We start from the raw sequence: 24,753 nt of genomic DNA on the forward strand, positions 1-24,753 counted from the left end.
CTTAATTAAAATTGAAAATTAAATCCTAGTGAATAAACCCTTGGTCTTTGATATAGATTATTATCAATACCATCAAATATTTCCGGATCCAAGCCACTGTATTTTGTAATTACAAATGCATTTTGAACAGAACCGAAAATTCTTAATTTCGAATTCTTATCAATAAAGCTTGGGAAACTGTATCCTATATTAATATTATCCATCCTTACAAAAGAAGCATTCTGAACATAGTAATCGGATAAATATTGAGCTTTGACAAACCCAGTGTTTGAATAGTCAGTATGAATGTTTTGTAAAAAACCATTATTGGATATTCCTTGCAGATTACCAAATTGAGAAGCCACATTATTATAAACGTAGTTTCCAATGCTTGCTCTCATTGTAAAACCTAGATCTAAATTTTTATAAGTGAATTTAGAAGAAAAACCTATCAAAACATCAGGAGCAGGTGATTTGTATTTATACAAATCAGAATTATTGATGATCCCGTCTCCATTTCTATCTACATATGCCCCTTCTATTGGTTTGCCTGCGCTATCATAAACCTGCTGGTAAACATAAAATGAATTTGGCTGATATCCTTGGGATTGTACCTGAATGGTTGTCCCAACTCCTCCTCCAATTCCGCCTGTCAATACTTCAGTGGAAGCCAAATTTGTAACCTCTGATCTATAATGAGTCGCATTAACATTGAACTCCCATGTAAAATTATCATTATTGATAGCCTTTACATTAACGTTTGCCTCAATTCCTCTATTTCTCATATCACCAATATTTGTAAGAAGAAGGTTCGTAAGGTTAGCCCCTGCCGGTACAGGAACAATACTTAATAAATCTTTTGATTCTTTTTCATATACTTCAATAGATCCATTAATTCTATCTTTTACGAAACCGAAATCTAAACCAATATTTTTAGTAGTAGTGGTTTCCCATTTTATATTTCTATCATATCCCTGAGCCCTCAATGTATTAATGAAGTCCTCACCAATCTGATACATTGCCCCACTATTTGACAAGACGTACCTTGCTAAATATGGATAATCATTTTTCTGAATATCCTGCTGGCCTGTCTGCCCCCATCCTGCTCTTAACTTTAACGTAGAGATTGTTTTTGAATCCTTAAGAAAATCCTCCTGATCCATTCTCCAGGCTAATGCTATAGATGGGAAATAACCCACTCTGTTCTCTTTGCTAAATCTAGAAGAAGCATCCCTTCTCAAAGTGGCTGTTAATAGGTATTTATTATTAAATGTATAATTTAAACGTCCAAAGTATGAAAGGATAGTATTCTGTGTAAAAATATCTACTCCTGTTAATGGATATTGAGTTCCATTTCCATAAAGTGTTGGTGCAAATGGTTCAGATCTTGTCCAGTCCTGATATGAATACCCTAAAGTGAAATCTACAGTAGATTTTATAGTTTCAAATGTTTTAAGGTAGTTCAGATAGAAATCTAAAAGCTTATTTTTCTTTTCCTGTGTATATCTTCTGTATGTACCTTTTTGATAAAATGCCATAGCCGCAGTAGGCAACACAGTAGTATTTCCATTAGAATCACTATAGTCATATCCTAAATTTAAATTAGCTCTCAATTCCGGTAAAAAATGGAACTTATAATCCAACTGAACATTTCCCAAAACCCTTCTTACATAAGAACGATCCCATCTCTGATTTAACATAGAAAGGGGATTTTTCGTTGCATTCGTATTGGGCTCTCCATTACCCTGCAACCATTCCCAGTACCCTCCATAATTTGCAAAAGAGGAATCATAAACCGGCTTGGTAGGATCAAATACAACTGCTGCTCCAATAGCACCATCTTCTTTAAACCTATTTTCAACATACGTACCTTTTAGATTAAAACTAATTTCAAGATGTTTGTCAAAGAATTTAGGATTAAGATTTAAAGAAACGGTTGTTCTTTCAATATTATTAGTTTTAATAATACCATCTTGATTCAAATACCCTACTGATAATCTGTAAGGCAATCCTTTTATCCCTCCTGATAAGGAAATGGAATTATCAAAACCTAAGGAAGTTTGATAAATCTGATCCTGCCAATTGGTACTAGAGTTTCCCAGTAAAGCTTGAAATGACGGAAGTGCCTTATTCATTACAACTTCTCTAAACTGATCTGTAGACAACATCTTGATGTTGCCCATTTTTTCATAAACAGAAGTCGTAGATGAATAATTAACTTTTACTTTTCCTGAAGTACCTTTTTTTGTTGTAATAATAATTACTCCATTAGAAGCCCTGCTACCGTAAATTGCTGTTGCAGAAGCATCCTTTAAAATATTAAAACTTTCAATGTCATTCGGATTGATTAATGACAAAGGATTGGCAGCACCACTGATCCCATTGCTATCAACCGGAACTCCATCGATTACAATCAAAGGATCATTATTTGCATTTAATGATGCTCCTCCTCTAATTCGAATGGTAGAACCTGCGCCAGGAGCACCACTGTTATTTGTAATCTGAATCCCAGACGCTTTTCCCTGAATTAGCTGTTCTGGAGAATTGATACTTCCTTCATTAAAATCTTTAGCAGAAATGGCAGTAATAGACCCTGTCAAATCAGATTTCTTTTTAGCACCATACCCAATCAGTACAACTTCCTCAATTTTCTTTTCTTGTGGAAGAGAGTCCTTTGTTTGCGCATGCATTACTGTGCTGGCCAGTAAAAAAGCGGGCGCGATTTTTAATACTGTTGTAAAATTCTTCACAATCTTATTTTTATAGTTTCTTTTTAAGTCAAATTTTGGCCTAAAGCCAGAGTGGTAATTTAAAAAAAAAATATAATTATCATAAAATTAATATAATTTAAGATAATTTTATGTATATTACGAAGCTAAAATAGATTAGATTTCTAAAATCCAGTAGATTAAACGATCCTATGCGATGCATAATATAGGATGAAACCTAAACACAAAGTCAAACAAACGTTTAACTTTATTTCATGTTCAGCTCATTAAATTGTCTTACGAATCATAATAAGTCCGCAAATAGCGGTATTCAAGAGATAATCCTTATCTTTGCAGTCAAAACTTTACTATAAATGTCAAACAGAAAGATGATTACGGCAGCTTTGCCTTATGCAAACGGGCCGGTTCATATAGGACATTTGGCAGGTGTTTATATTCCTGCGGATGTTTACGCAAGATTTCAAAGAAGATTAGGAAAAGATGTAGCGTTTATCTGTGGTTCGGATGAGCACGGGATTCCTATTACTATAAGAGCTAAAAAAGAAGGGGTTACTCCTCAGGATATCGTTGACAAATATCACGGGATCATTAAAAAATCTTTTTCTGATCTTGGAATCTCCTTTGATGAATATTCAAGAACAACGTCTAAGAACCATTATGAAACCAGTCAGGATTTCTTCAAGGTTTTATATGAAAAAGGCAAATTCACAGAGGAGGTTTCTGAGCAGTATTTTGATGAGCAGGCTGGAGAATTCCTTGCTGACCGTTATATTGTAGGAACGTGCCCGAACTGTGGCAACGAAAACGCATACGGAGACCAGTGTGAGAAATGTGGTTCTACCCTTTCGCCATCGGAACTGATCAATCCGAAATCAATGCTTAGTGGAAATGTTCCTATCCTTAAAGAAACAAAAAACTGGTATCTGCCTTTAAATGAATATGAAGATTTCTTAAATGAGTGGATCATTGAAGGTCATAAAGATGACTGGAAGCCTAATGTATACGGGCAGGTTAAATCCTGGTTGAATGACGGCCTTAAGCCTCGTGCCATGACCAGAGATCTGAACTGGGGAGTTCCGGTTCCACTTCCAAATGCGGATGGGAAAGTATTGTACGTATGGTTTGATGCACCTATCGGTTATATCTCTTTCACCAAAGAATGGGCAGAGAAAAATGGAAAAGACTGGAAAGATTACTGGCAGAGTGAAAACAGTGACCTGGTACATTTTATCGGAAAGGATAATATTGTATTCCACTGTATTATTTTCCCTGCGATGATGAAAGCTCATGGAGATTATATCATGCCTAAAAATGTTCCTGCTTTTGAGTTCCTGAACCTTGAAAATGACAAGATATCAACGTCAAGAAACTGGGCAGTTTGGGCTCATGAATATGTAGAAGATTTCCCTGGGCAGCAGGATGTTTTAAGATATGCTCTTCTTTCTTCAGCTCCGGAAACAAAAGATAACAACTTTACATGGAAGGATTTCCAGACTAAGAATAATTCTGAATTGGTAGGAATTTTTGGGAATTTTATCAACCGAGTTGCGGTTCTTATTCATAAGTACTATGATGGTATAGTACCACAAGGTGATATTAACAGTCCTGAATTACAAGAAATAAGTAAATCAGCAAAAGAGATTTCAGGATTTCTGGAAAATTATGAGTTCAGAAACTCCTTAACTGCATTGATGAACCTTGCCCGTTTTGGAAATCAGTATCTTCAGACAGAAGAACCTTGGAAAACCATTAAAGATAATCCAGAAAAAGCGGCTCAGTCTTTATTCGTTGGAGCTCAAATTGCTCTTGCATTGGCTCAGTTATGTGAACCTTTCATGCCTTTCAGCTCTGAAAAGCTATTGAACATGTTCAATGTTGAAAAGAAACCATGGATTAATATTGGGACTCAACCTGTCTTAATTGAAACTGGCCACAAAATCAATGAATCATCTCTTCTTTTCTCAAAAATTGAAGATGATGTAATTGAAGCTCAAATTCAAAAGCTGGAAAATACAAAACAAAACAATAAAAAAACAAATCCTAACGCAAACCCTATGAAAGAGGAAATCACGTTTGATGACTTTACTAAAATAGACCTTAGAACAGCAACTATTATAGAAGCTGAAAAGGTAGAAAAAGCAGATAAATTATTAAAACTTACTGTAGATACAGGAGTAGATGTAAGAACTGTTGTTTCAGGTATTGCGGAAAGCTTTACCCCTGAAGAAGTTATTGGTAAGCAGGTAATGATCCTTTTGAATCTTGCACCAAGAAAAATCAGAGGAATTGAATCTCAGGGAATGTTATTATTAACAACAAAACCAGACGGAAAATTATCTTTCGTAACACCGGATGACAGCAATGTTGAAAACGGTATTGAGATCGGATAATTAACATCGTGATAAAGATAACAGGCTGTTTCAATAGAAGCAGCCTTTCTTTTAACAGCTTATGGTGAATAGAAGTGTTTTAAGAAAATTGTCCAATCAGGAATTGGAGGTTTATTTACAGGAAGGCAATCGCTTTGTTCCGGAGGCCGTTCAGGTAGCTTTTGAAATTTTGCAAGAAAGAGGACGTATTTTCAGTGAGCAGGAAAAAACAGCCGTTCAGCAACTAATCCAGTATAAAAAAGAAGCGGAAGAAGCTAAAATCAATGCAGAAAAGGAAATATGGCAGGATTATATAACTGAAGATCCCAACGCTGTAAAACTGTTTCCAAGGGAGCTTATATTCATCATCAGCTTGCTTTTAGGTACTATTCCCGGCTCTATTTTATTAGGTTTGAACTTCATTAAACTAAAAAAATACGGTCCGGCTATTCTGACTTTTATTTTTGGATGTATTTTTTTTACTGTCCAGTATTTTGCTGTTCCTTTTATGTACAGAAATAATATTCAACGGGTTTTTACCTACAGAAAAAGTCCTGAACTTTTAATAGGTGCAGCAGGAGCTTTGATATTATTTGTATTCTGGGTTTTATTTACACCGAAAAAGCTGCCCTACAGAGCAGCTTCATATATTTTTCCGGGAATTATCTCTTTCATTATGTTAGCTTTAATTGTAACCAACTACCAGGGATGGTTCTCAAGCTATTTCTTAGTCAGTTTTGCTAAGTAAGAATCTTCATCTTTCATGATTTTTTCGATTTTAAAACCATTGTATTCAGCGGCATTCTTCAAAGTATTAAAATCAAGGTAAAGCCACGTAATCGGCTCTTCAGATTCTCCTTTATAATGAACTACATATTCCAGTTCACCATAATATCCTCCTGCCGGAATGTATACTCCGCCATCTTTATCACGGTCAAACATATAGATAATGTCTGTACTGTCAATCAGAATCTGTCCATTATCATTTAATAAAGTATGCAATTTCTGAAGATAGGTATCAATTTTAGCAAGACTTTCAAAAACCCCTGTACCATTCATCAATAATAAAATGGTATCAAATGTTTCACCGGAAAAATCAAGCATATTTTCACAAACAGCCTTTTCAATTCCTCTCAGCGCACAAACCTCAACAGATTTTGGAGAAATATCTAAAGCAGTTACATCAAGTTTTTTTTCATTCTGAAGATATAAAGAATGAGAACCTGCTCCTGCTCCAATATCCAGTATTTTTCCTTCGGATAATTGCAGTGCTTTCTGCTCAATATCATTCATTTCTTCAAAATCTCTGAATAAATAATCTACCGGAAGCTCATCCAGCTCAGAAATTGATGTTTCAGTCTGCAGGTCTTCAGGATTTTCATTGTGATAGTAATCCCAGATCGCTCTGCCCATTAAATCTTTCATGGCTGCAAAGATACATGTTGAAAGTTGAAAATGGAAAATTGAAAGTGAGAAATTACTTTTGCTGCCTGTACTTCTTTTTTCCCAACCACTCTATCCATTCTCAATTCCTCATTCTCAATTATCAAAAAGTTTTCCTACCTACGCCCAGCTCACTACTCCAGTGAATCTTTTTCCTTCTGTCTGTCCGCCTGCGATTCATTTTCTGCAACACCTGCTTTCCAATAAGAATAAGCGTAGAGTTCCTGTGAAGTCCAGTTTTTTTCTTTCCGGAGATATGTACGGATTTCTTTTACGCCTGAGAATTCGCATGCTACATAGCCAAATTTGGATGTTTCGGGGATTTCTACATTCTTCACTGCCTCAGAAATATCACTGCTGATCTGTGGATTTGAATTATGAAGCCACTTAAAATCAATATCAGCTTTGGTTTTCAGCTGCTGTTCATCTTCTTTTCCATGAACTTCAAGGATGCATATTCCTTTTGCTGTTTCAGGAAGGGTTTCCAAAATCGCACTGATAACCGGAATTGCCGTAGCATCACCTACCAGCAGATACCAATCAGCTTTAGGGTACAATTCTTTTCCATCCAGGCGCATCATTACCCCCAATTTGGAACCAGCCTCAGCTTCTCTTACCCACCTTGATGCAGGACCTCCGTCTCCGTGGTCTACAAAATCAATGATCAGTTCATTTTTTTCCAAATCAATCCCTCTGTGCGTATAGGTTCTTATTGTTGGAGCCAATTCTTTCGGAGGATGAACCCACTGATGGTTTTCATCCAAGGTTGGAAAATGAATTTCGTTTAAACCTGCCGGCGGTACAGCAATTTTATTATTGTCTCCTACAGCGGTATCTTTGAATAGCTTTACTTCGGGCGAATATAGATAAACCCTTATAAAATGATCGCTGATGTATTCTTTTCTGGTAACTTCGGCAATGATCTGCCCTGTTGGAATTTTAGCCATAACTGATTTTTTTTAAATTAAAATCCGGTTCCCGATCAATATCAGAAACCGGATTTGAAATACAATATATTTTTCAGAATAAGGCGGTTATACCTTAATCTTATTTTTAAAAGTCAAAAGTATAAGACAGATTGAATGTTCTTCCTCTTCCTTTGTAATTAAATAATTCAGGAAGTCCATAGGTAGAGTATAAAACCTGGGAGCGCTTACTCCATATCGTCTGATAATCTGTATTAAACAAGTTTTGAATACCCAGGTTGAATTTCCCCCAGTTGAATCTGTATCCGATCATCAAATCTGAAGTATTATAACCTTCTACAACATTATTAAGTTCATCCTTCTGCTTGAAATTCTGTAATGACTGGAATCTGAATGACCAGTTTTGAATATTGTAACCAATATAAGTTACTAATTTGGATGGAGAAGCATTATAAATCTCCTGTTTCTGCCATTCTCCTTTATTATCTACCTCAGACTTGATCAAAAGACCGCTCGCCCCGAAATAAACTCCGTTCTTTAAGGAATAGGAAATCTCAGCTTCAATTCCCATATTTCTTAATTTCAAATCATTCACAAGAATCTGGAAAGTCTTTTTATCTACTGTAACACTCTTGTCAGAATTACTCATAAATCCTGCAATCTGAGCTCTTAAACCACCTTTATTAACACGATATCCTACTTCAAACTGATTTGTTTTGATCGCCTGTAAAGGTTGTTCTTTAACGTTGATACTGGATACTACATTCCAGTTTGTTCCCACCAGCTTATATTGCCCAATACCATAAAATTTAGCAGGGTCTGCCAGACTTGCTCCCTGAGAAAATGTTCCCCAGACCTGATGCTGTTCATTGAACTTATATAATAAACCGGCATTGCCCAACGTCACATTATAAGAACTTTCTCCTCCCGGAATAGCAGATGCTGAGCTTCCATAGCCCATTGCTACCTGCGTTTGCTGTTCTGACCCTACAAAATCATCCATTCTTACATTGATATGCTGGTAACGAACTCCTGCATTGATCTGTAATTTTGGAAGAATATTATATTTTGCCTGTACATAACCTGCGTAGCTCTGGGAGTGATTGGTAGGATATCTTCCAAGGCTGTATTTTGTTTCATTGATCAATCCGCCGCTTGACATTGTTTTGGCAATATCATAAACTGACTGATTTCCTTCAAATTTTTCAAAATCAATATCCGCACCATAGGTAACATTCAGCCCTTTCCATGATTTTGACAATAAAGCTTTTATCCCTGAGTAATAAGTATTTTGTTGGGAAGATGACATATAAGCAATCTTTCCTGTCTGAAGGGTAACATTCCCCGGGAAAGGATAAAATCCTAATTTTTCACCACGGGTAGCAAATTGTACATATAAATCCTGACCTCCCAGAATTCCGTTTGCGGTGTAAGCAACGGTTCCCATATAACGCTCAGTTCCTACATTTTTATCGGAAGAGAATCCGTCTCTCATATCCAGTAAGGAAGCATTTTTGGTAGTGAATGCGCTTAGGTTTTCACCCAGGAATAAACTTCTGTCTCCGTTAAATTTAGAATTGTAATACTGAAGGGAAGCTGTTATTTTATGTTTATTGTTAAACTGATATCCTCCTGTTGCAAGGATGTCGATAGACTGGTTGTACTGAAGATCGGTTTGTGTAATATCTGTAAAAAGCTGTTTTTGATCTGCTCCATAAACACCACCATTCTGCTGATAAGCAATTCCTAATCTTCCAAAGACCTTTTCACCCTTACCTGCGATGGATTGGGCAGCACGGAAATCATGGTCATCTTTCCCCATAAAACCAGTACGTACTCCCAGTTCTGTTTCTCCGCTGATTCCTTTTTTGGATGGGGTTTTTGTAATAATATTAATGATACCGCCGGTAGCATTTCCTCCATAAATAGAGCTTGCTCCGGAAAGAACTTCAATTCTTTCGATGTTAAAAGGGTCAATAGCATCCAGCTGACGGCTGATTGCACGAATACTGTTCAATGAAACCCCGTCAATCATAACCAAAGCAGAACGCCCTCTCATATTCTGCCCATAGTTGGTTCTTCCCTGCGGGCCAATATCCATACTTGGAATCAAAATGGAAAGCATTTCCTTAATGGGCACTCCGCTTTTAGCCTGTTCCTGTATTTTTTCTTTCTGTACTACCCATACTGTACCTGGAATTTCAGAAATTTTTGTAGGCTTTCTGGAAGCTACAATCACAACATCATCAATGTTTTTTGAGTCTACAGAGTCTTTAACTGTCTGGGAAAAAAATAATCCCGAAGCCAGCAGACCTATGAATGCATACTGCTTTTTCATTCTTTCTAATCAAAGTTTTATAATTTCACAAAGGTAATTCTTATTTAGAAGCAATAAAAATAACAAAGTATGAAATTTTTCATGATTTCAAGAACCATAAAGTGATTTATAGCACTTCAACCGCTTTTAAAACGTAAAACCCCAGCCTATAAGGATCCAGGGTTTTACTGTGAAAAAACAAGGTTATTTTTTATAATGCAGGTCCTGCCGCATCTTTTATTTCTTCTAATAATTTTTTCCGTTCACGAAGCCTTCTTCTTGCAATAACAGACTTACCGCCAAGAACTCTTACAAATCTGAAATACTGGAATCGCTTCGCTCCGAAGTGATGGGTTATCACATAAAATAACACTCCAAAACCGGCCAGAATAATATATCCGAATATCTTTTTGGTTGCTATGATCACCGCATTAAGCTGAATGCCCTTCATATTGGCCGCCACATTTTGAGGGGTAACTGTCATTCCGTCCATATAAACAGCAAGATCTCCTATTGCAGTAACCTGAAAACGGTATTGTAACCAAGAATACAGGGTTGAAAAAATCCCCACAGCCAGAAAAGTTCTCCAAACCAATACAAGTCCGATAGCAGCAAGCATTTCATCCATCTCAAGCTTATCAAGAGTATAGAACCATACGGAAATAAATAATGAACACATTCCGTAGCCTTTTAAGAACATAGGTAAATACCAGTTATCATAACTGAATTCCAATACCATGGAAAAATACATGATAATTGCATATCCTATCATGCCCGCAAACCCTGAAAATATATACATTTTCAATGGTTTTTCGTTTTTAAACCAAAATATAGCAATAACTCCGGCCAGAATAATTCCAGGAATCATAAGTAAGTTAAGTCCGGCATTTGTCACCTGATCATATCCTAATACTCCCACTGCAAAAGAAGTCTGAATAGAGGCCGTTCCTAAAAACATTCCTAACCAAAATAACATAAACAGACCGTTCTGTACATTGCTTCTGGTGAAAATTTTGAATGATAGATAAGGCCTTTTTAAAGTCAACTGACGAATCGCAAGCAATGCAAAACTCACAAAAGCAGCGATACTTGCATTAATAATATTTTTCGAATTCAGCCAGTCCTGCTGTCTTCCAAATGCATATACATAAGCGGAAAACATAAAAGTGGATATAAAAAGTAAAATGCTTAACCAGTCAATATAATGTAATGGAACCTTTAATGCAAAGTATTTATTATGCATAAAAATCCAATGAATCAATGCCAGAATGAAACACAAAACCGAAGTAAAAATATAGAACTGCTGCCAATTGTAAAGAAGTGAAAATTCAGCTGCATAATAAGCTGCAACCTGGTTCATCACCAACACAAATGTATAGAATGCTCCATAAAACATTCCACGGTTCCCTATCATGGCCATTAACGGAAGAAACAGCTCTATTGTCACCATCATCTTCATAAATCCGATCACCAGAGCCGTAAATACAAAGATCATCGGCTGTAAGGTAGTCGCATTAATATAGCTCATTAATCCTAAAAGAACCAATAACAATACCATTTTGTCCCGTACCTTAAACCTCATTTTAATCCTGAGGACCACAGGCATACAGGCTCCCATCCCGATTGTGGTGGCATAATTGGCCCACATAAAATATTCCGTCAATGCTCCGGTACCACTCACCAGATGGCTGATATTTCCCGTATAGACTCCGCCAATAGGCATTACCACGGCAAGCAGTAATACAATCAGCAGCAGCTGCACGGGTTTCGGTACCCAGTCGCTATATAATCCTTTGTTGTACATGATTTTTTAGATAATAGATTTGAAATATCAGATAACAGATTTTTTCTATTCATTTTCAGTTTTCATTCAGCATATGATCTGAAATCAGACATCTTCACTCTTTTAGTCTTAATTGATATTTACATTCATATTCATTCCCGCACTCAGCTTATCCAGATTTTCTTTTGTATTGGATGCTGTAAATTCAATTCTTACGGGAATTCTTTGCTGTACCTTAATGAAATTTCCGGTAGAATTATCTGTAGGCACGCTTGAATATCTTGATCCTGTAGCTGCAGAAACTGCGGTAACTACACCTTCAAACTTTTGTCCTCCCAAAGCATCTGCTGTCATGGTCATCTTCTCTCCCACTTTAATATTGGGCATCTGGCTTTCAAGGAAATTGGCTGTTACCCATTTCTGGCCGTTTAAGACGATAGTAGCTACCTGCTGCCCCGGCTGGATCAGTTGTCCTTCGGTAATCGTTCTTCTTCCCATTATTCCATCATAAGGTGCTGTGATAACGGTATAAGAAAGGTTAATTCTAGCCATGTCCAAGGCCGATTTTGTTCTTTTAATTTCTGCATCATTGATTCCTAATCTGCTTTTCACTTCTGTAGTAGAAAGATTAGCTGATTGTTTTTGATTAACCAGTGTTTCATAGGCTGCTTTTTGAGCATCATATTCGGTTTTTACCTGATCGTACTGTTGTCTTGTAACTGCTTCTGCCGCCAAAAGATTTTTGTATCTGTTCAGGTTTTGTTCGGCATTCCAAAGTCTTGCCTTTGCACCGGCAATATTAGACTGCATTACATTAATATTGTTGGAGACAGTATTTACCGAAGAACTTGTGGCTGTTTTCTGAGCTGTTGCGTTCTGGTAAGCTGCTTCAGCCTGCCCCAATTGTGTAAGAATTTCACGTTCATCCAAAATTACCAGTGTATCACCTTTTTTTACACGCTGATGTTCAATAAATTTAATTTCTTTGATATAAGCAGAAACTCTTGTATTGATGGGATTAATAAACTCCTCAACCTGAGCAGCTTCTGTATAAGTCTTATTTCCAATATGGAAATATTCACGGATAAGCCAGAATAACCCAAAGCCAATCACCATAAAAACGATGATATTAGAAATAATGGCCCTGATTTTATTGGTTTTATTTTTCTTTTTTTTGCCGTCTCCAGCCGGTCTTGCAGGAGTCTGGGCAGTATTTTGAGTAGTTTGTTCCTTGTTTTCCATTGTTGATTTTCAGTTTTAAAAATTAAAGTGTTCCGGTAGATTTCAAAAGGTTGTAATACTGATACAAAACATTGATTTCTGCGTTTGCATAATCCAGTTCTGATTGTAGTTTCTGGTTCTGCGCATCAATCATTTCTGCCTGTACAGCCAATTGATTAAGGTATTTGGCCTCAGTGATCTTGTAGTTTTCTTCAGCAAGCTTTTTAGAATCGTTCAGAATATCTGCCTGCTGAATAGCTTCCTGATATTTTGTATAAGCTGCATTCACTCCCATATCTACATTCTGTTGCACCAGAGTCACAGCATCATTGGCCTGTGTTTTTTGCAGTTCACCTAATTTTACTTTTTCCTTTGTTTTATAGAGGGTATCTATATTATAACTGAGAGAAACACCTGTCTGCCATCCTCCGGAATACATATCCAGGACCGGATTCCTTGTGGTAACAGGCCTTTGCAGGGTATAGCCTCCAAACCCTGCAATGGTGGGTGCATTATCTGTCTTTATGATTTCAATATTTTTATCTGCGATATCTATATTTTTCTTAGCCGATTTCAGCTGCGGATTCTTTTCGTAGGCAAGATTTGTGTAATATTCCATTCCGATTCCCGCTTCTTTGCTCTCTAAACTTTCAGTAGGAACTATTTCCGTATCAGCAGGCAGGCCCAATGCAATATCTAAGTTATAATTCAGGATCTTTTTATTGTTTGAAAGAGTCAGAATTCCCTGATCCAGGTTTTTGATAGCCAGTTCTCCACGGATCACCTCGTTTCTGGTCACCATACCCTGCTGATAGAACTTCTGAATATTTTTAAGACGCTCCTGAGCCAGTTTTTTGTTATTCTGAAATACTTCTTCCTGATTCACAATTTTATAAACGTCCAGATAATTTGAAATCACTAAAAATTTCACATCCTGTTTATTTTTCTCCAGATCCAGTTCAGAAATCTGTTCACGAAGTCCTGCCATCTCTATAGACTTATTTACCAATCCTCCTTTAAAGATCAGTTGGGTTGCCTGTACAGCGTAAGAGCTGCCATAATGTGGCATCGGAACTTTTGTAGAATTTGAAAAGTCTTTATCAATGGCAGCGGCATTCCCTAAATAAAACTGACTTGTGGAAGCCGTAATAGTAGGTAGCTGCTGAAGTTTTGTAACATTGATGCTCTGTTTGGCAATATCAATATTCTGTGCGGAAACTTTTAACTGCTGATGATTCTGAACAGCCAGTTCGGCCACCTCGCCTGCGGTCATCTGTTTAATCTGTTGGGAAAAAAACAGCGCAGGAAAAGCTGCTATCAAAAGAGATAGTGCTGTTTTTATTTTCTTTGTCATTTTACCTTGTTTTACAGATGCAAAGTTAGGAGAACAACAAAATCAATCAAATGCTTGATTTTTGGAAAAAGATGTTCAAATGTAAGATTTTAACTTTCGAACTGATGTCTGTACTGGGTAGGACTTACCTCCAGATGTTTTTTAAAGAAGTGAGAAAATGAGTATTGATCACTAAAACCAAGGATAGAAGAAATCTCTGAAACCGGTTTATTGGAAGAGTTTAAAAGTACTTTGGCTTCATTGATAACAATCAACGCAATGATATGACTGGCCGACTTACCCGTAATAGACTTCACTACCGACGAAAGATGTCTGGTTGTAATCGACTGCCGTTCGGCATAAAACTCAACACTACGCTCTGTAAGGTGATGTTCTGCAAGATCGGTAAGAAATACAAATACGATTTCTTCCTGTCTGGACATTTGGTTCAGGGAATTGTTATCTTCTTTAGAAATAATTCCTGCCATCTGATAACAAAAAACGGAGAAAAGATGTTCTACCATTTCTTTCTTATAAAGCATTTCTGTATCAGAATCCAGAATATATTTCAGGAAATTAACACTTTTCCAGACTACTTCCATCTCATTTTCAGGAAAAGGCACTCCTTTGTTCATCTGCTGCCTGAAATAGCGGTAAGTAATCAATCGGTTAAACTTTAATGACAGGGCAGAGATGAATTCTCTTTTGTAAGAAACCATGCGGGATTGAAAATCATCAGTTACAGAAACTACTTCGTAGATCGTCTGCGGGTCTGTTACCATAAACATATTGGCAGAAACTTCCAGATCACTGAAGTGCTGGCGGAGTTTTATAGTTCCGGATTTAATAAAAATAAACGCAGGATTATCAGGACGGAAAGGTTTATCGACAGCAATTCTTTCGAAAATATTACGTTGCGTAAAAATTTCAACTCCGAACTTTTCTAAGGCAGACATAACACAAATGTAAGCAAACTTATCAGTGATTACAAAATTTTATTATTTTAGCGTATCTCAAATCCCGCTACTATGAGAAAGGTTGATTTATTATTTGCAGAATATAGCAAAAGCCATAGAAATGCTACCAACAAATTTATTCACTGGATCTGCGTACCCCTTATTTTCTGGACTATTCTGGGATTTGTATCTCTTATTCCGGCACCTCATTTCTGCATTTCTTATTTTGGATGCGTCAGTATAATGAGTATGATTACAGTAATATTTATCAGTTTATTTTATCTCAGACTTTCTTTACGCATCAGTATTATTATGATCTTCATGATGTTTTTGGCGGAGCATTTCATCTATCTTACCAATATTCATTTTGAAAAACAGTCATGGATGGTCTACTTAATTGTCTTTGTAATAACATGGATTTTCCAGTTTATAGGCCATAAGATAGAAGGAAAAAAGCCTTCTTTCATACAAGATATTCAATTTTTACTGGTAGGCCCTATATGGCTCCTTGGATTTATTCTGAAGAAAACAGGAATCAAATATTAACGAGTAAGGACTTTTACTTCTGATCATGTATTTACTTATATTTTAATGGGCATATTGTATGGGTATTTCCGGGTAATGACTTTCTATAGAATTCCCTTTCCTGCTTTAGGGATTTCAGCTTTGGGATACGTATTTTCAGGTCGGTTTTAAAGCTATTTATTGAATTAAGATTCAATATTCTTTCGATTTAAATTTTAATAATTTTTACAAATGACCATTTTTGAGCACGCTTTTTGATCATATCCATGAAAAACTAACATACCCATGCAAAAAATTATTCTCCTGTTATCAGGTCTTATTCTAATCAATTGCAGTAAATCAGGTGGTGAAAAGCAGGAAGTGAAAGCCGACCTAATGGAAGTTCTGACCGAAGATAAAACACCTTCTTCTTCACCTGCTCCTGCACCTCCTCCATTTTCTGTTTCTGAGAAGGTAGCCTCAGGTGAAAATGGAACCAGCAAAGAAGTTTATACCCCAAAGAAAACAGATACGATCTCTAAAAAAATCATCAAAAACGGAGATATGAAAATTCAGGTGGGTGATATTAAAAAAACACAGAACCAAGTCAATGAGATCATTAGGAAAAACAATGCTTATATCCAAAAAGAAGAGTTTCAAAATACGGATATGGATGATAATCTTACTCTGATTATCCGTGTACCTCATAAAAATTTCGATGCATTGATCAGTTCATTTTCAAACGGAGTAGGATCTGTTTTGTCTAAGAATATTTCATCCAGTGATGTGACAGAGGAATATACTGATGTAGCCATTAAGCTGGCTAACAAAAAAATATATCTTGAAAAATACAGGGACATGCTTAAAAGTGCTGCTACCACAAAAGATATGCTTGAAATTCAGGAAAATATCCGAGAACTTGAAGATGAGATTGACGTGGCTGAGGGCAGGCTTCGTTTTATTGATGACCGCGTGAATTACAGTACCTTGAATTTGAACTTATATAAAGAGAAAGTGAGAAGTTCGGCTACCTCAAAAATCGGTTTTGGAAGCCGCTTTATTGATTCCCTTACTGAAGGCTGGAACAGTTTTGTAGGTTTTCTGCTGGGAATGGTTTCATTATGGCCGTTCTTTTTAATCATTCCATTTATTGTGCTATTATGGAGGAAATGGAAATCTGGAAAAAAAGATAAAAATTAATTTATTAAAAAATCCGGGCATCTTCGATGCCCGGATTTCTATTGCATTATCAACAATTTAATTGTACTGTTTCCAGTATGATGTTAAAGAACAAAAATAATGCAATAACCGTGTTAAGGGCTGTTAAATATTTTTACCGGAAGAGCCAAAAAAGGATGACCTTTTCGTAGAATAAAACCACCTTGATGACAAAGTGGTTTTTATTCTTATTCTAAATTTTCGTTATTACTTTCGGATCGTTTTCGTAATGCTTTTTCCATCTTTATAATGAATTCTCACAAAATAAATTCCGGCTTGCAGATGACTTATATTAATACTACTCTTCGTTGGGTTAACAGAAGAAAGCATCTGAAGTCCAGCAGGATTAATCACATCCACTCTACTCATTTTTCCATAATAGTCTTCCGGTGAAAAACTGATCAGATGATCAGATACAATTACTGAAAAACTGCCTTCTTTACTTGTAAGACCGGATGTACAACCCGGACCTTCAGTGCAGGCATCGATTACTTTCCAGACAGGATTACTTCCCGGATTTTCTCCTGGATTAGCATACCATTTATTTTCCCATATTTTGCAGGCATAGAAAACCTTTGTTCCTGCTGTTGGATACGTTTTTGCCGGATTATATTCTTGTGCACCACAATAGGTAACCGGACCGCTTGACTGACAGCCGGGACCTTCTGTACATACATTTATTTCCTCCCATACCATATTTGTACCCGGAAGTTCTCCCGGATTAGCATACCATTTATTTTTCCAGATTTTACAGGCATAAAAAACTTTTGCCCCAGCTGTAGGATATGCATTAGCAGCATTATACTGTTCTGCTCCACAATACGTCTGACCATTCCCAGGTGTAATCATCTTAGTTTTGACTTTTAAATCATTACTCATATCAGAAATCTGATCGTTCATCGCAACAGATCTTACAGTATAAAGATATTCCGTGTCTTGTGCTAATCCTACTCGTGAAAAGTTTGTTTGTACGGTTTCTCCTACTTTGATCCCATTTTCAAATACCTGATAGTTTTTAATACCTTGTGTATGGGTCGAAGCCATCCACATTAATGAAACGGAGTTTTCAGTAGTCCCCATCGAGTGAAGATTTGACGGTGCTATGGGTTTTTCCGGAATATTCTCACTGTTCGTTTTTATATTGAGTGGTGTGCTTTTCCCTGAAGTGAGCCCTGAAGAACCTTTCGCCTGTATTTCATACGTATAAACCGTATTCGCAGTTAAGCCGGTATCTTCAAATGCAGCCATGCTTACCTGCTGAATGCTTTGTCCGTTGCGGAAAACAGCATAAGATACTGCATCTGGCTGTGGCATCCAACTTATTTTAGCAGAAGAACTTGTTACTCCTACCTGTGTTAATCCTGTAGGAGTGGCAGGTGCTGAAACTCCTGTTCCAGAAGTTACGTTAACATCAATAACATTATAAAATGCATTTGTAGTATCAGCTACATCCCAAACCGCTAAAATTATATGGTAACCCGTACGGTTAGCAGGAACTGTAATCTGATGAGAAACATTATCCTGCGGTGGTGTACCGTTATGGGAGACCGTACCAATGAGCTCAAGATCCTGACGGGAAAGAGGTTTATTAGGATCCCATCCTTGCTTTGTCATGTAATAATGCCATTTTGCAGTTGCATGATAAGCCAGATATTTCCAGATAAAGGCATTGACACCCGTGGTGATATTGGTTTTCTTCCAACGGTCAGCAGTTTGGAGATCCAGTGTAGTATCTCCCCCTATACTTCCATTAGCAGAAGCAATCTTTCCATCTGCCGGACCCATTGCAGGAAAGCCTTTTGGTGCTTCCAGAGAACCTGGCTCATTAATAACAGAACCATATTTTCCGAATGCTACAGAATAGCCAAGTGCAGCCTTATCCAGACTTCCCTGATATCCTCTTGAGGCAGGACTTAGTACATATCCGTGTGCAGACAGATGAATAAAAGAAGGTACCAGCATCGCCAGCATGAGCAATACCGGAAAAAAAATTTTACGTGTAATCATATTTAAATATTTGGTGTTGATTTTATTGGATCTATTTTATAAAAAATGAATTTTTAATTATTATACTCTAAATAACTAAAGAAATATGAAGCATACTGGCTTAAAGCTTTTTAAATTATAAATTATTTAATAAAAACTGAAATAAATAAAATAAATCAGTTAATACATGACGTTAAAACACAAAATAGCAATTTATAACATATTATTATTAACATATAATCATAATATTTTAAAATATAAAAATAGGAAAAATCAAGTAAATTAATCACATATTGTTGAAATAAATTTAATTTAAGTGGTGATAAAAAAACCGGAAGAGAGAAGATGAAACTGAAAACAAAGTAAGCTCCATGATTTCCAGGGAATTAATCAAAACTCTAATACATAAAAAAAGCCGGGATACTGATCCTGATGACCAATACCCAGCTTGTAAGTATAAAATATTCCTGTTAATTTATTAACCAGAAGGAAGTTTCGTTTATTTTCCCAGAACAAAAACGGCAGGAATTTTATGAAGTTCGGGCTTTTGTTTCTGCCAGTCTTTAATTGTTTTTGTCTTAATGAATTCATGCTCAGGATCGTTGATATTAGCAGCGATACAAAGCTTTGTATTTGGTGATAAAAACTTGCACAAATCCTCAAAAAGCGGGTTGTTTCTATATGGTGTTTCCATGAAGATCTGCGAATAGCCCGTTTTCTGGACAAGACTTTCGAGATTCAGGATCTGTTTCTTTTTCTCTCCTTTCTCAATCGGAAGATAACCATTGAAGGTAAATTCCTGCCCATTGAATCCACTGGAGATCAGCGCAAGAATAATAGATGAAGGCCCTGAAATTGGGATCACTCTGATATTTTTCTCATGGCACCATTTTACGATAAGATTTCCGGGGTCAGCAATACAAGGGAGACCTGCTTCTGAAAGCAACCCAAAGTCCTGCCCTTTCAGCATTAGCTCCTGGGCTTCTTTGATATCTGCATTTTCAGTATACTTATCCAGCAGAAATAATTTCAAATCAGACTGTTTTTTTTCGGGAGCAAAAAATTTAACAACTTTTCTGGCTGTCTTTTCATTTTCCACGAAAAAATAATCTGTCTGCATGATATAATCCTTTAAGACAGGAGAAAAATGATTGATAGAAGTATTTTCTGATAAGTAAGCAGGGAGTAAAAAAAGCATGGGAAATTAATTAAAATTATGAATTATATATGATGGATGGGTCGGACTGGTCAAATGAACTGCTATTTCGTCACAACCGGCATTCAATAGCTGAAAAACCTTTTCAAAATCTTCCATTCCGCCCCAATATGGATCCGGAACATCGGTATTTTTATCTTTTCCGGCAGCTTCTAAAAATAATGAAACTTTTTGACGGTCTTCCTCGTTTTCTGTTCTGGATAAAACTTCTTTGTATACCGAAGTATCCATACAGTAGATCTTATCAAACGTCCTGAAATCAGCTTTTGTGATAGGTCTTGATCTTTGTTCGGATATATTGACATCATGGTTGGCTGCTACTTTAACAGCTCTCCTGTCAGGATGCTCTCCTTCATGCATAGAAATGGTTCCGGCAGAATCAACAACAAAATTATCCGGCAGTTTTGCTTTCATAATTCCTTCTGCTAAAGGGCTTCTGCATATATTACCTAAACAGACCATTAATATTTTCATAAGCTCTCATTTAAAAGATAAAAAGGATTAAAAGGTTTATTTACTTTCACAAAACTAAATAAAAAATGAAGAATACAACTATTCTTCATTTCAATTTATCTTTGCTTTACAGTGTGATCTATTGTTTAATTCTTTCTGTAAGGTCTTTAACGTATTTCTTAATTTCTTTATCAATTTTTGATACATCTTTGATCGTATCACAAGCATACATTACTGTTGAGTGATCTTTTCCTCCCATTTCTTCACCAATCTTAGTAAATGTTGAATTGGTAAATGCTTTGGAGAAGTACATCGCAAGTTGTCTTGGTAATGCGATCTCTCTTTTTCTTGTCTTTGATAAAAGCTGTTCTTTTTTGATTCCGAAATAGTCGCATACCACATCCTGGATATAAGGAATATTGATCACTTTCTTCTGGTTGGCAGCAATTCTATTAATTGTTTCCTTCAGTAATTCAAGACTTAAATCTCTCTTATATACTGTTGAATATGCAATCACGGAGTTGATAACCCCGATCAGTTCTCTTACATTGGTTTTTGCTTCTGCGGCAAGGAAATCAAGCATATCGCCCGGAAGAACAATTCCGTCTCTGCTTAGTTTATCTTCAATAATCTGTCTTCTTGTGGATAAATCAGGAGATTTTATTTCTGCAGAAAGTCCCCATTTGAATCGGGAAACAATCCTGTCCTGAATATCCATAATATCTGCCGGAGCTTTATCTGAAGTAAGGATGATCTGTTTTCCGTTTTGGTGCAGGTGGTCAAAAATATGGAAGAAACTGTCTTGTGTAGCTGATTTTCCTGATAGGAACTGAATATCATCAATAATCAATACATCTACCATTTGATAGAAATTAGCAAATTCTGTCTGCTTGTGTGCTTTAGCCGCAGAGATAAACTGCTGAATAAACTTTTCAGATGACAGATAAAGAACTACTTTGTCCGGAAACTGATTTTTCACTTCCAGACCCACAGCCTGGCCTAAGTGTGTTTTTCCAACTCCATATCCACCATATAAGAATAAGGGGTTAAATGCAGTTGCTCCGGGCCTTTTAGCGATAGATCTTGCTACGGTAGCGGCAAATTTATTGCTTTCTCCTTCCACATAGCTATCAAAAGAATAATCCGGCTTCAGGTTTGAGTCTATATTTACTTTTCTAATTCCAGGAACCACAAAAGGGTTTACAATATTAGCTGAGAATCCTTGTGGCATTGTCTCCTGTGTTTTTGGGGTAGGAACACTTTGTCCCTTCATATTCATGGTAACTGGCTTTTCAAGACCTTTTGGTCTGTTTTCCATTACTGAATACCATAATTTCACTCCTTTTCCAATATTTTTCTTTAGGGCAGCAGAAAGTAAGGACAGATAATTATCCTCAATATATTCCTTGTAAAAATCACTCGGTACGATAAGTGTAAGGTTATTAGCTACTAATGAAAGTGGCTGCACCTTATCAAATAACATATCGAAAGATTTTTCAAGTTTTTTTAGGTCAGAATTGTCTTCAGCTGCGTTTAAATTATCACGCATAAACTGAAGGCATTTCTGCCATAACATCATTAAATTATCATCCATTTTTTATGCCCCGATTATTCTTTGTTTGTACTGTTTTTAGAAGGAAGACAAAGGTCCAATATTTTCTTTTCAAAAAAAAATATTGCAGGTATTGATTATTTAAAAATATATTTGTATGTATAATTTGACATTAAAAATGATACACACAACACACTCATTACGAGTACGTTACGCAGAAACAGATCCTATGAAATATGTATACTACGGTAACTATGCCGAGTACTTCGAAGTTGGCAGAGTTGAACTGTTCAGAAGTATAGGAATTTCATACGATGAAATTGAAAACCAAGGAATTTGGCTCCCGGTTTCAGACTATAAAATCAAATATATTCGCCCTGCACTGTATGATCAAAAATTGGAAATCCATACTTATGTTAAAAAAATTCCTGGTGTAAGAATTGAATTTGAGTACGAAATTTACAATGAAGAGCATATTAAAATAACAGAAGCTTCCACCACTCTATTCTTTCTGGATGCAAAAACAAGCAAGGTAATCAAATGTCCGGACTTTTTGATGGAACTGATTGAAAAAAATTGGAAACAAGAAGGAGAGAGTTGAAAATTGAAAACTGAATTGATAATGAAAAATGGAAAGTTGAGAATTGAGAATTGATAATGAGGAGTTATAAGTTGGCAAAATCAGTGATAGGTTGAAATATTGGGGCTTACAGCTAATAACTTTCAACTTTCCATTTTCAACTTTCCATTTTTAATTCTTTAACCTCATTTGTCAATTAATTCGCACCTTTGTACCTTTATTTATTATACCTTATATATATTATTTATGAAGATTGCATTTTTGGGGCCTCATGCCAGCTTTACCCAGCTTGCTGCTGCACAACTTTTTCCGAATGAAGAGCTTTTACCACAGGCAAGCATTCTGGATTGCTTTAATGCGGTGGAAAACGGCGAAGCAGTAAAGGCTGTAGTACCTCTGGAAAATTCTATTGAAGGAACCGTTTCTATGACGCTGGACTATTTATATAAGACGCCGTCTATAAAGATCGACGCAGAAGCAGTAATGCCTATTGCACACCATCTGATGATTCATCCTGAAAATTCTAAAGAAGAGATAGAAAGAATATACTCTCATCCTCAGGCATTAGCCCAGAGTTTTCATTTTCTGGATTCCCATTATAAAGAAGTTCCCAAACAGGATTTTTCATCCACCGCAGCTGCGGCTAAGTACGTTTCAGAAAACCGCGATAGTAAAATTGCAGCAGTAGCGAATCAGTATGCCGCCAATTTATATGGTTTAGAAATCATTAACCGCAATATTCAGGATTTTGAACAGAACCACACCCGTTTTATCATTATATCTAAGGAGCAGAAAAAATATCACAACCAAAATCTGGAAACTTTAGGAGAAAAATCCGGAATGCTGATCACCCTTCCTGAAGATCACCCTGGCGGGCTTCATCAGGTTTTGTCGGTTTTCGCGTGGAGAAAAATGAACCTCAGCAAAATTGAATCCAGAACATTAAAGACCGGACTTGGCAATTATTTCTTCTTTATTAATGTGGAAGGTCACTGGGAAGATATCTTACACGGAAATGCACTGAAAGAACTAGAATCTATTAATGCCAATGTAGATTTCCTTGGAAATTATAAAGAATTCCTTCTGGAAAGCTAAAACATATCAATAAATCACATAAAAAAAACACTGTCATGATGGCAGTGTTTTTTTATGTGACTATTTATGATATAAATTTTATAATAAATATCCAGCTAATAAGAGTTCATAACTCTCCAAAATAACCCACATAAAAGGGATAAATTTATTTTTTAAATCCCTAATAACCATCCATTTAATTAAAAGACTCAAATAATAACTCGTAATTAAGTTACATGATATTATATATTAAAATATAAACATATGTTTAAATATATTACATCATATTAACATTAAAAATGAAAATTTCACAACAACGTGTGTAATTTTTATTGTATATTTGTTAACAACTAATTAAAAATCTTGATCATGAAAAGTAAAATTTACAGCCTAATTTTAGCGTGTGCAACATTACCGTTATTTTCACAAGTTGGTATTAATACTGATGCGCCTACAGCCACTCTGGATGTTAATGGAACATTAAGAGTTAGGGTTACACCACCTGCTGCTACTGTTACCGGGTACCAGATTTTAGCTCAAGATGCAGCCACTACAGAAGTCTACACACTGGACCCACAGTTGCTAATTGCAGCTTCCAATGTTAATTCAAGTATTTACTCTGCAAAAAAAACTGCCACTCTGAGCCTTTTGTCTCTTGGCCTATTTCCTACAGGATTCAGATCGGTTAACTTCTTGCAGGCAGAGAGAACAATAGGCACAGCAGCTTTGTTCAGTGATACAGATAACACATATACTATTCCAACTACCGGCGTTTATGCAATCACTTTTTCTTTTCGTTTGGGAACAGGATTACAAGCTTCAGTACTTGCTAACAGCCCTGGTGTAGGTATTTTAAGAACCAGAAGTTCAGTAGCTACTGTTATAGACAGCCGCCCATTTAGCGGGGCTAATCTCGTATTACTGGACCTTACGATTTCCGACACCACCATTAATGGCATATATTCATTACAGGCAGGAGATAAAATCACATTCGGCCTTACCGGATCTTCTGCAATAACAGCAGGTCTATTAACCAACAGTATTTCTTCATTTTATATTTATAAAGTATCCAACTAGTAAAACATATTGTTAGTTATCTATACCGTTAACCCAT

The 24,753-nt window shown here is 36.3% G+C and carries 19 protein-coding genes; 7 read left to right on the forward strand and 12 right to left on the reverse strand.

All coding sequences use genetic code 11. From position 1 onward, the window contains the following. Window positions 1–5: 5 nt before the first annotated feature. Window positions 6–2,729 carry a SusC/RagA family TonB-linked outer membrane protein gene (locus AC27VX_RS09965; RefSeq protein ID WP_488695367.1) on the reverse strand — a complete coding sequence of 908 codons (2,724 nt, stop codon included), beginning with the start codon at window positions 2,727–2,729 and terminating at the stop codon, window positions 6–8. A 332-nt stretch (window positions 2,730–3,061) separates the two neighbouring features. On the opposite strand from AC27VX_RS09965, the gene metG reads away from it, so the two are divergent. Both metG and AC27VX_RS09975 read left to right on the forward strand, forming a co-directional pair. Next, entirely contained in the window at window positions 3,062–5,098 is a 2,037-nt protein-coding gene (gene metG / locus AC27VX_RS09970; RefSeq protein ID WP_488695369.1) for a methionine--tRNA ligase, read from the forward strand. A gap of 61 nt (window positions 5,099–5,159) precedes the next feature. After that, window positions 5,160–5,825, forward strand: a complete 666-nt coding sequence (locus AC27VX_RS09975) for a hypothetical protein (protein WP_236858487.1) — start codon at window positions 5,160–5,162, stop codon at window positions 5,823–5,825. Here the strand turns inward: AC27VX_RS09975 and AC27VX_RS09980 are convergent. From AC27VX_RS09980 to AC27VX_RS10010, 7 genes are all read right to left on the reverse strand, one after another. Continuing rightward, the gene (locus AC27VX_RS09980) at window positions 5,798–6,502 is read right to left on the reverse strand and encodes a class I SAM-dependent methyltransferase (protein WP_488695371.1); all 705 of its coding nucleotides are present in this window, start codon (window positions 6,500–6,502) and stop codon (window positions 5,798–5,800) included. The genes AC27VX_RS09975 and AC27VX_RS09980 overlap by 28 nt on opposite strands. 152 nt (window positions 6,503–6,654) lie before the next feature. After that, complete coding sequence (locus tag AC27VX_RS09985) at window positions 6,655–7,467, reverse strand: siderophore-interacting protein (RefSeq protein ID WP_300687017.1); 813 nt, start codon at window positions 7,465–7,467, stop codon at window positions 6,655–6,657. A gap of 106 nt (window positions 7,468–7,573) precedes the next feature. Beyond that, window positions 7,574–9,784 (reverse strand): TonB-dependent receptor, encoded by a 2,211-nt coding sequence (locus AC27VX_RS09990; protein ID WP_488695374.1) that lies wholly within the window; start codon window positions 9,782–9,784, stop codon window positions 7,574–7,576. A gap of 190 nt (window positions 9,785–9,974) precedes the next feature. After that, a complete protein-coding gene (locus AC27VX_RS09995; protein WP_236858483.1) occupies window positions 9,975–11,567 on the reverse strand; it encodes an MFS transporter in 1,593 nt (530 codons plus the stop codon). Between the two features lie 108 nt (window positions 11,568–11,675). Continuing rightward, a complete protein-coding gene (locus AC27VX_RS10000) occupies window positions 11,676–12,788 on the reverse strand; it encodes an HlyD family secretion protein (RefSeq protein ID WP_488695376.1) in 1,113 nt (370 codons plus the stop codon). Window positions 12,789–12,810: 22 nt separating this feature from the next. Next, on the reverse strand, window positions 12,811–14,121 hold the full coding sequence (locus AC27VX_RS10005; RefSeq protein ID WP_300687012.1) for a TolC family protein: 1,311 nt from the start codon (window positions 14,119–14,121) through the stop codon (window positions 12,811–12,813). 89 nt (window positions 14,122–14,210) lie between these two features. Then, entirely contained in the window at window positions 14,211–15,056 is an 846-nt protein-coding gene (locus tag AC27VX_RS10010) for a helix-turn-helix domain-containing protein (RefSeq protein ID WP_236858480.1), read from the reverse strand. A 72-nt stretch (window positions 15,057–15,128) separates the two neighbouring features. Here AC27VX_RS10010 and AC27VX_RS10015 point away from each other — a divergent pair, with 72 nt between their 5' ends. Then, window positions 15,129–15,602, forward strand: coding sequence for an Mpo1 family 2-hydroxy fatty acid dioxygenase (locus AC27VX_RS10015; RefSeq protein ID WP_300687007.1), 474 nt, complete (start codon window positions 15,129–15,131; stop codon window positions 15,600–15,602). Window positions 15,603–15,866: 264 nt separating this feature from the next. After that, window positions 15,867–16,760: a DUF4349 domain-containing protein gene (locus tag AC27VX_RS10020; protein WP_488695379.1), complete on the forward strand. Its 894-nt coding sequence runs from the start codon at window positions 15,867–15,869 to the stop codon at window positions 16,758–16,760. Window positions 16,761–16,985: 225 nt separating this feature from the next. Here AC27VX_RS10020 and AC27VX_RS10025 read toward each other — a convergent pair whose 3' ends face one another. The 4 genes from AC27VX_RS10025 to dnaA all read right to left on the reverse strand — a co-directional run bounded on the left by AC27VX_RS10025 (window position 16,986) and on the right by dnaA (window position 22,027). Continuing rightward, window positions 16,986–18,785 (reverse strand): lytic polysaccharide monooxygenase, encoded by a 1,800-nt coding sequence (locus tag AC27VX_RS10025; RefSeq protein ID WP_488695381.1) that lies wholly within the window; start codon window positions 18,783–18,785, stop codon window positions 16,986–16,988. Window positions 18,786–19,263: 478 nt separating this feature from the next. Next, window positions 19,264–19,962: an SAM-dependent methyltransferase gene (locus AC27VX_RS10030; protein WP_236858476.1), complete on the reverse strand. Its 699-nt coding sequence runs from the start codon at window positions 19,960–19,962 to the stop codon at window positions 19,264–19,266. Between the two features lie 6 nt (window positions 19,963–19,968). After that, window positions 19,969–20,454, reverse strand: coding sequence for a low molecular weight protein-tyrosine-phosphatase (locus tag AC27VX_RS10035; RefSeq protein ID WP_488695383.1), 486 nt, complete (start codon window positions 20,452–20,454; stop codon window positions 19,969–19,971). A gap of 118 nt (window positions 20,455–20,572) precedes the next feature. Further along, entirely contained in the window at window positions 20,573–22,027 is a 1,455-nt protein-coding gene (gene dnaA, locus AC27VX_RS10040; RefSeq protein ID WP_236858474.1) for a chromosomal replication initiator protein DnaA, read from the reverse strand. A 136-nt stretch (window positions 22,028–22,163) separates the two neighbouring features. Between dnaA and AC27VX_RS10045 the strand changes: the two genes are divergently transcribed. The 3 genes from AC27VX_RS10045 to AC27VX_RS10055 all read left to right on the forward strand — a co-directional run bounded on the left by AC27VX_RS10045 (window position 22,164) and on the right by AC27VX_RS10055 (window position 24,716). Beyond that, window positions 22,164–22,586: an acyl-CoA thioesterase gene (locus AC27VX_RS10045; RefSeq protein WP_236858473.1), complete on the forward strand. Its 423-nt coding sequence runs from the start codon at window positions 22,164–22,166 to the stop codon at window positions 22,584–22,586. A 225-nt stretch (window positions 22,587–22,811) separates the two neighbouring features. Further along, window positions 22,812–23,660, forward strand: coding sequence for a prephenate dehydratase (gene pheA, locus AC27VX_RS10050; RefSeq protein ID WP_236858472.1), 849 nt, complete (start codon window positions 22,812–22,814; stop codon window positions 23,658–23,660). Window positions 23,661–24,008: 348 nt separating this feature from the next. Then, on the forward strand, window positions 24,009–24,716 hold the full coding sequence (locus tag AC27VX_RS10055; RefSeq protein ID WP_488695386.1) for a hypothetical protein: 708 nt from the start codon (window positions 24,009–24,011) through the stop codon (window positions 24,714–24,716). Window positions 24,717–24,753: the final 37 nt, after the last annotated feature.

It is taken from the genome of Chryseobacterium sp. 14P4.3.2 (assembly GCF_057799275.1).

Coding starts and splice junctions, on each gene's coding strand:
- pheA (WP_236858472.1), top strand. CDS start 22,812: ATGAAGATTGCATTTTTGGGGCCTCATGCCAGCTTTACCCAGCTTGCT.
- AC27VX_RS09975 (WP_236858487.1), top strand. CDS start 5,160: ATGGTGAATAGAAGTGTTTTAAGAAAATTGTCCAATCAGGAATTGGAG.
- AC27VX_RS10015 (WP_300687007.1), top strand. CDS start 15,129: ATGAGAAAGGTTGATTTATTATTTGCAGAATATAGCAAAAGCCATAGA.
- metG (WP_488695369.1), top strand. CDS start 3,062: ATGTCAAACAGAAAGATGATTACGGCAGCTTTGCCTTATGCAAACGGG.
- AC27VX_RS09980 (WP_488695371.1), bottom strand. CDS start 6,502: ATGAAAGATTTAATGGGCAGAGCGATCTGGGATTACTATCACAATGAA.
- AC27VX_RS10005 (WP_300687012.1), bottom strand. CDS start 14,121: ATGACAAAGAAAATAAAAACAGCACTATCTCTTTTGATAGCAGCTTTT.
- AC27VX_RS10025 (WP_488695381.1), bottom strand. CDS start 18,785: ATGATTACACGTAAAATTTTTTTTCCGGTATTGCTCATGCTGGCGATG.
- AC27VX_RS10035 (WP_488695383.1), bottom strand. CDS start 20,454: ATGAAAATATTAATGGTCTGTTTAGGTAATATATGCAGAAGCCCTTTA.
- AC27VX_RS09985 (WP_300687017.1), bottom strand. CDS start 7,467: ATGGCTAAAATTCCAACAGGGCAGATCATTGCCGAAGTTACCAGAAAA.
- AC27VX_RS10045 (WP_236858473.1), top strand. CDS start 22,164: ATGATACACACAACACACTCATTACGAGTACGTTACGCAGAAACAGAT.
- AC27VX_RS10020 (WP_488695379.1), top strand. CDS start 15,867: ATGCAAAAAATTATTCTCCTGTTATCAGGTCTTATTCTAATCAATTGC.
- AC27VX_RS09990 (WP_488695374.1), bottom strand. CDS start 9,784: ATGAAAAAGCAGTATGCATTCATAGGTCTGCTGGCTTCGGGATTATTT.
- AC27VX_RS10000 (WP_488695376.1), bottom strand. CDS start 12,788: ATGGAAAACAAGGAACAAACTACTCAAAATACTGCCCAGACTCCTGCA.
- AC27VX_RS10010 (WP_236858480.1), bottom strand. CDS start 15,056: ATGTCTGCCTTAGAAAAGTTCGGAGTTGAAATTTTTACGCAACGTAAT.
- AC27VX_RS10030 (WP_236858476.1), bottom strand. CDS start 19,962: ATGCTTTTTTTACTCCCTGCTTACTTATCAGAAAATACTTCTATCAAT.
- AC27VX_RS10055 (WP_488695386.1), top strand. CDS start 24,009: ATGAAAAGTAAAATTTACAGCCTAATTTTAGCGTGTGCAACATTACCG.
- dnaA (WP_236858474.1), bottom strand. CDS start 22,027: ATGGATGATAATTTAATGATGTTATGGCAGAAATGCCTTCAGTTTATG.
- AC27VX_RS09995 (WP_236858483.1), bottom strand. CDS start 11,567: ATGTACAACAAAGGATTATATAGCGACTGGGTACCGAAACCCGTGCAG.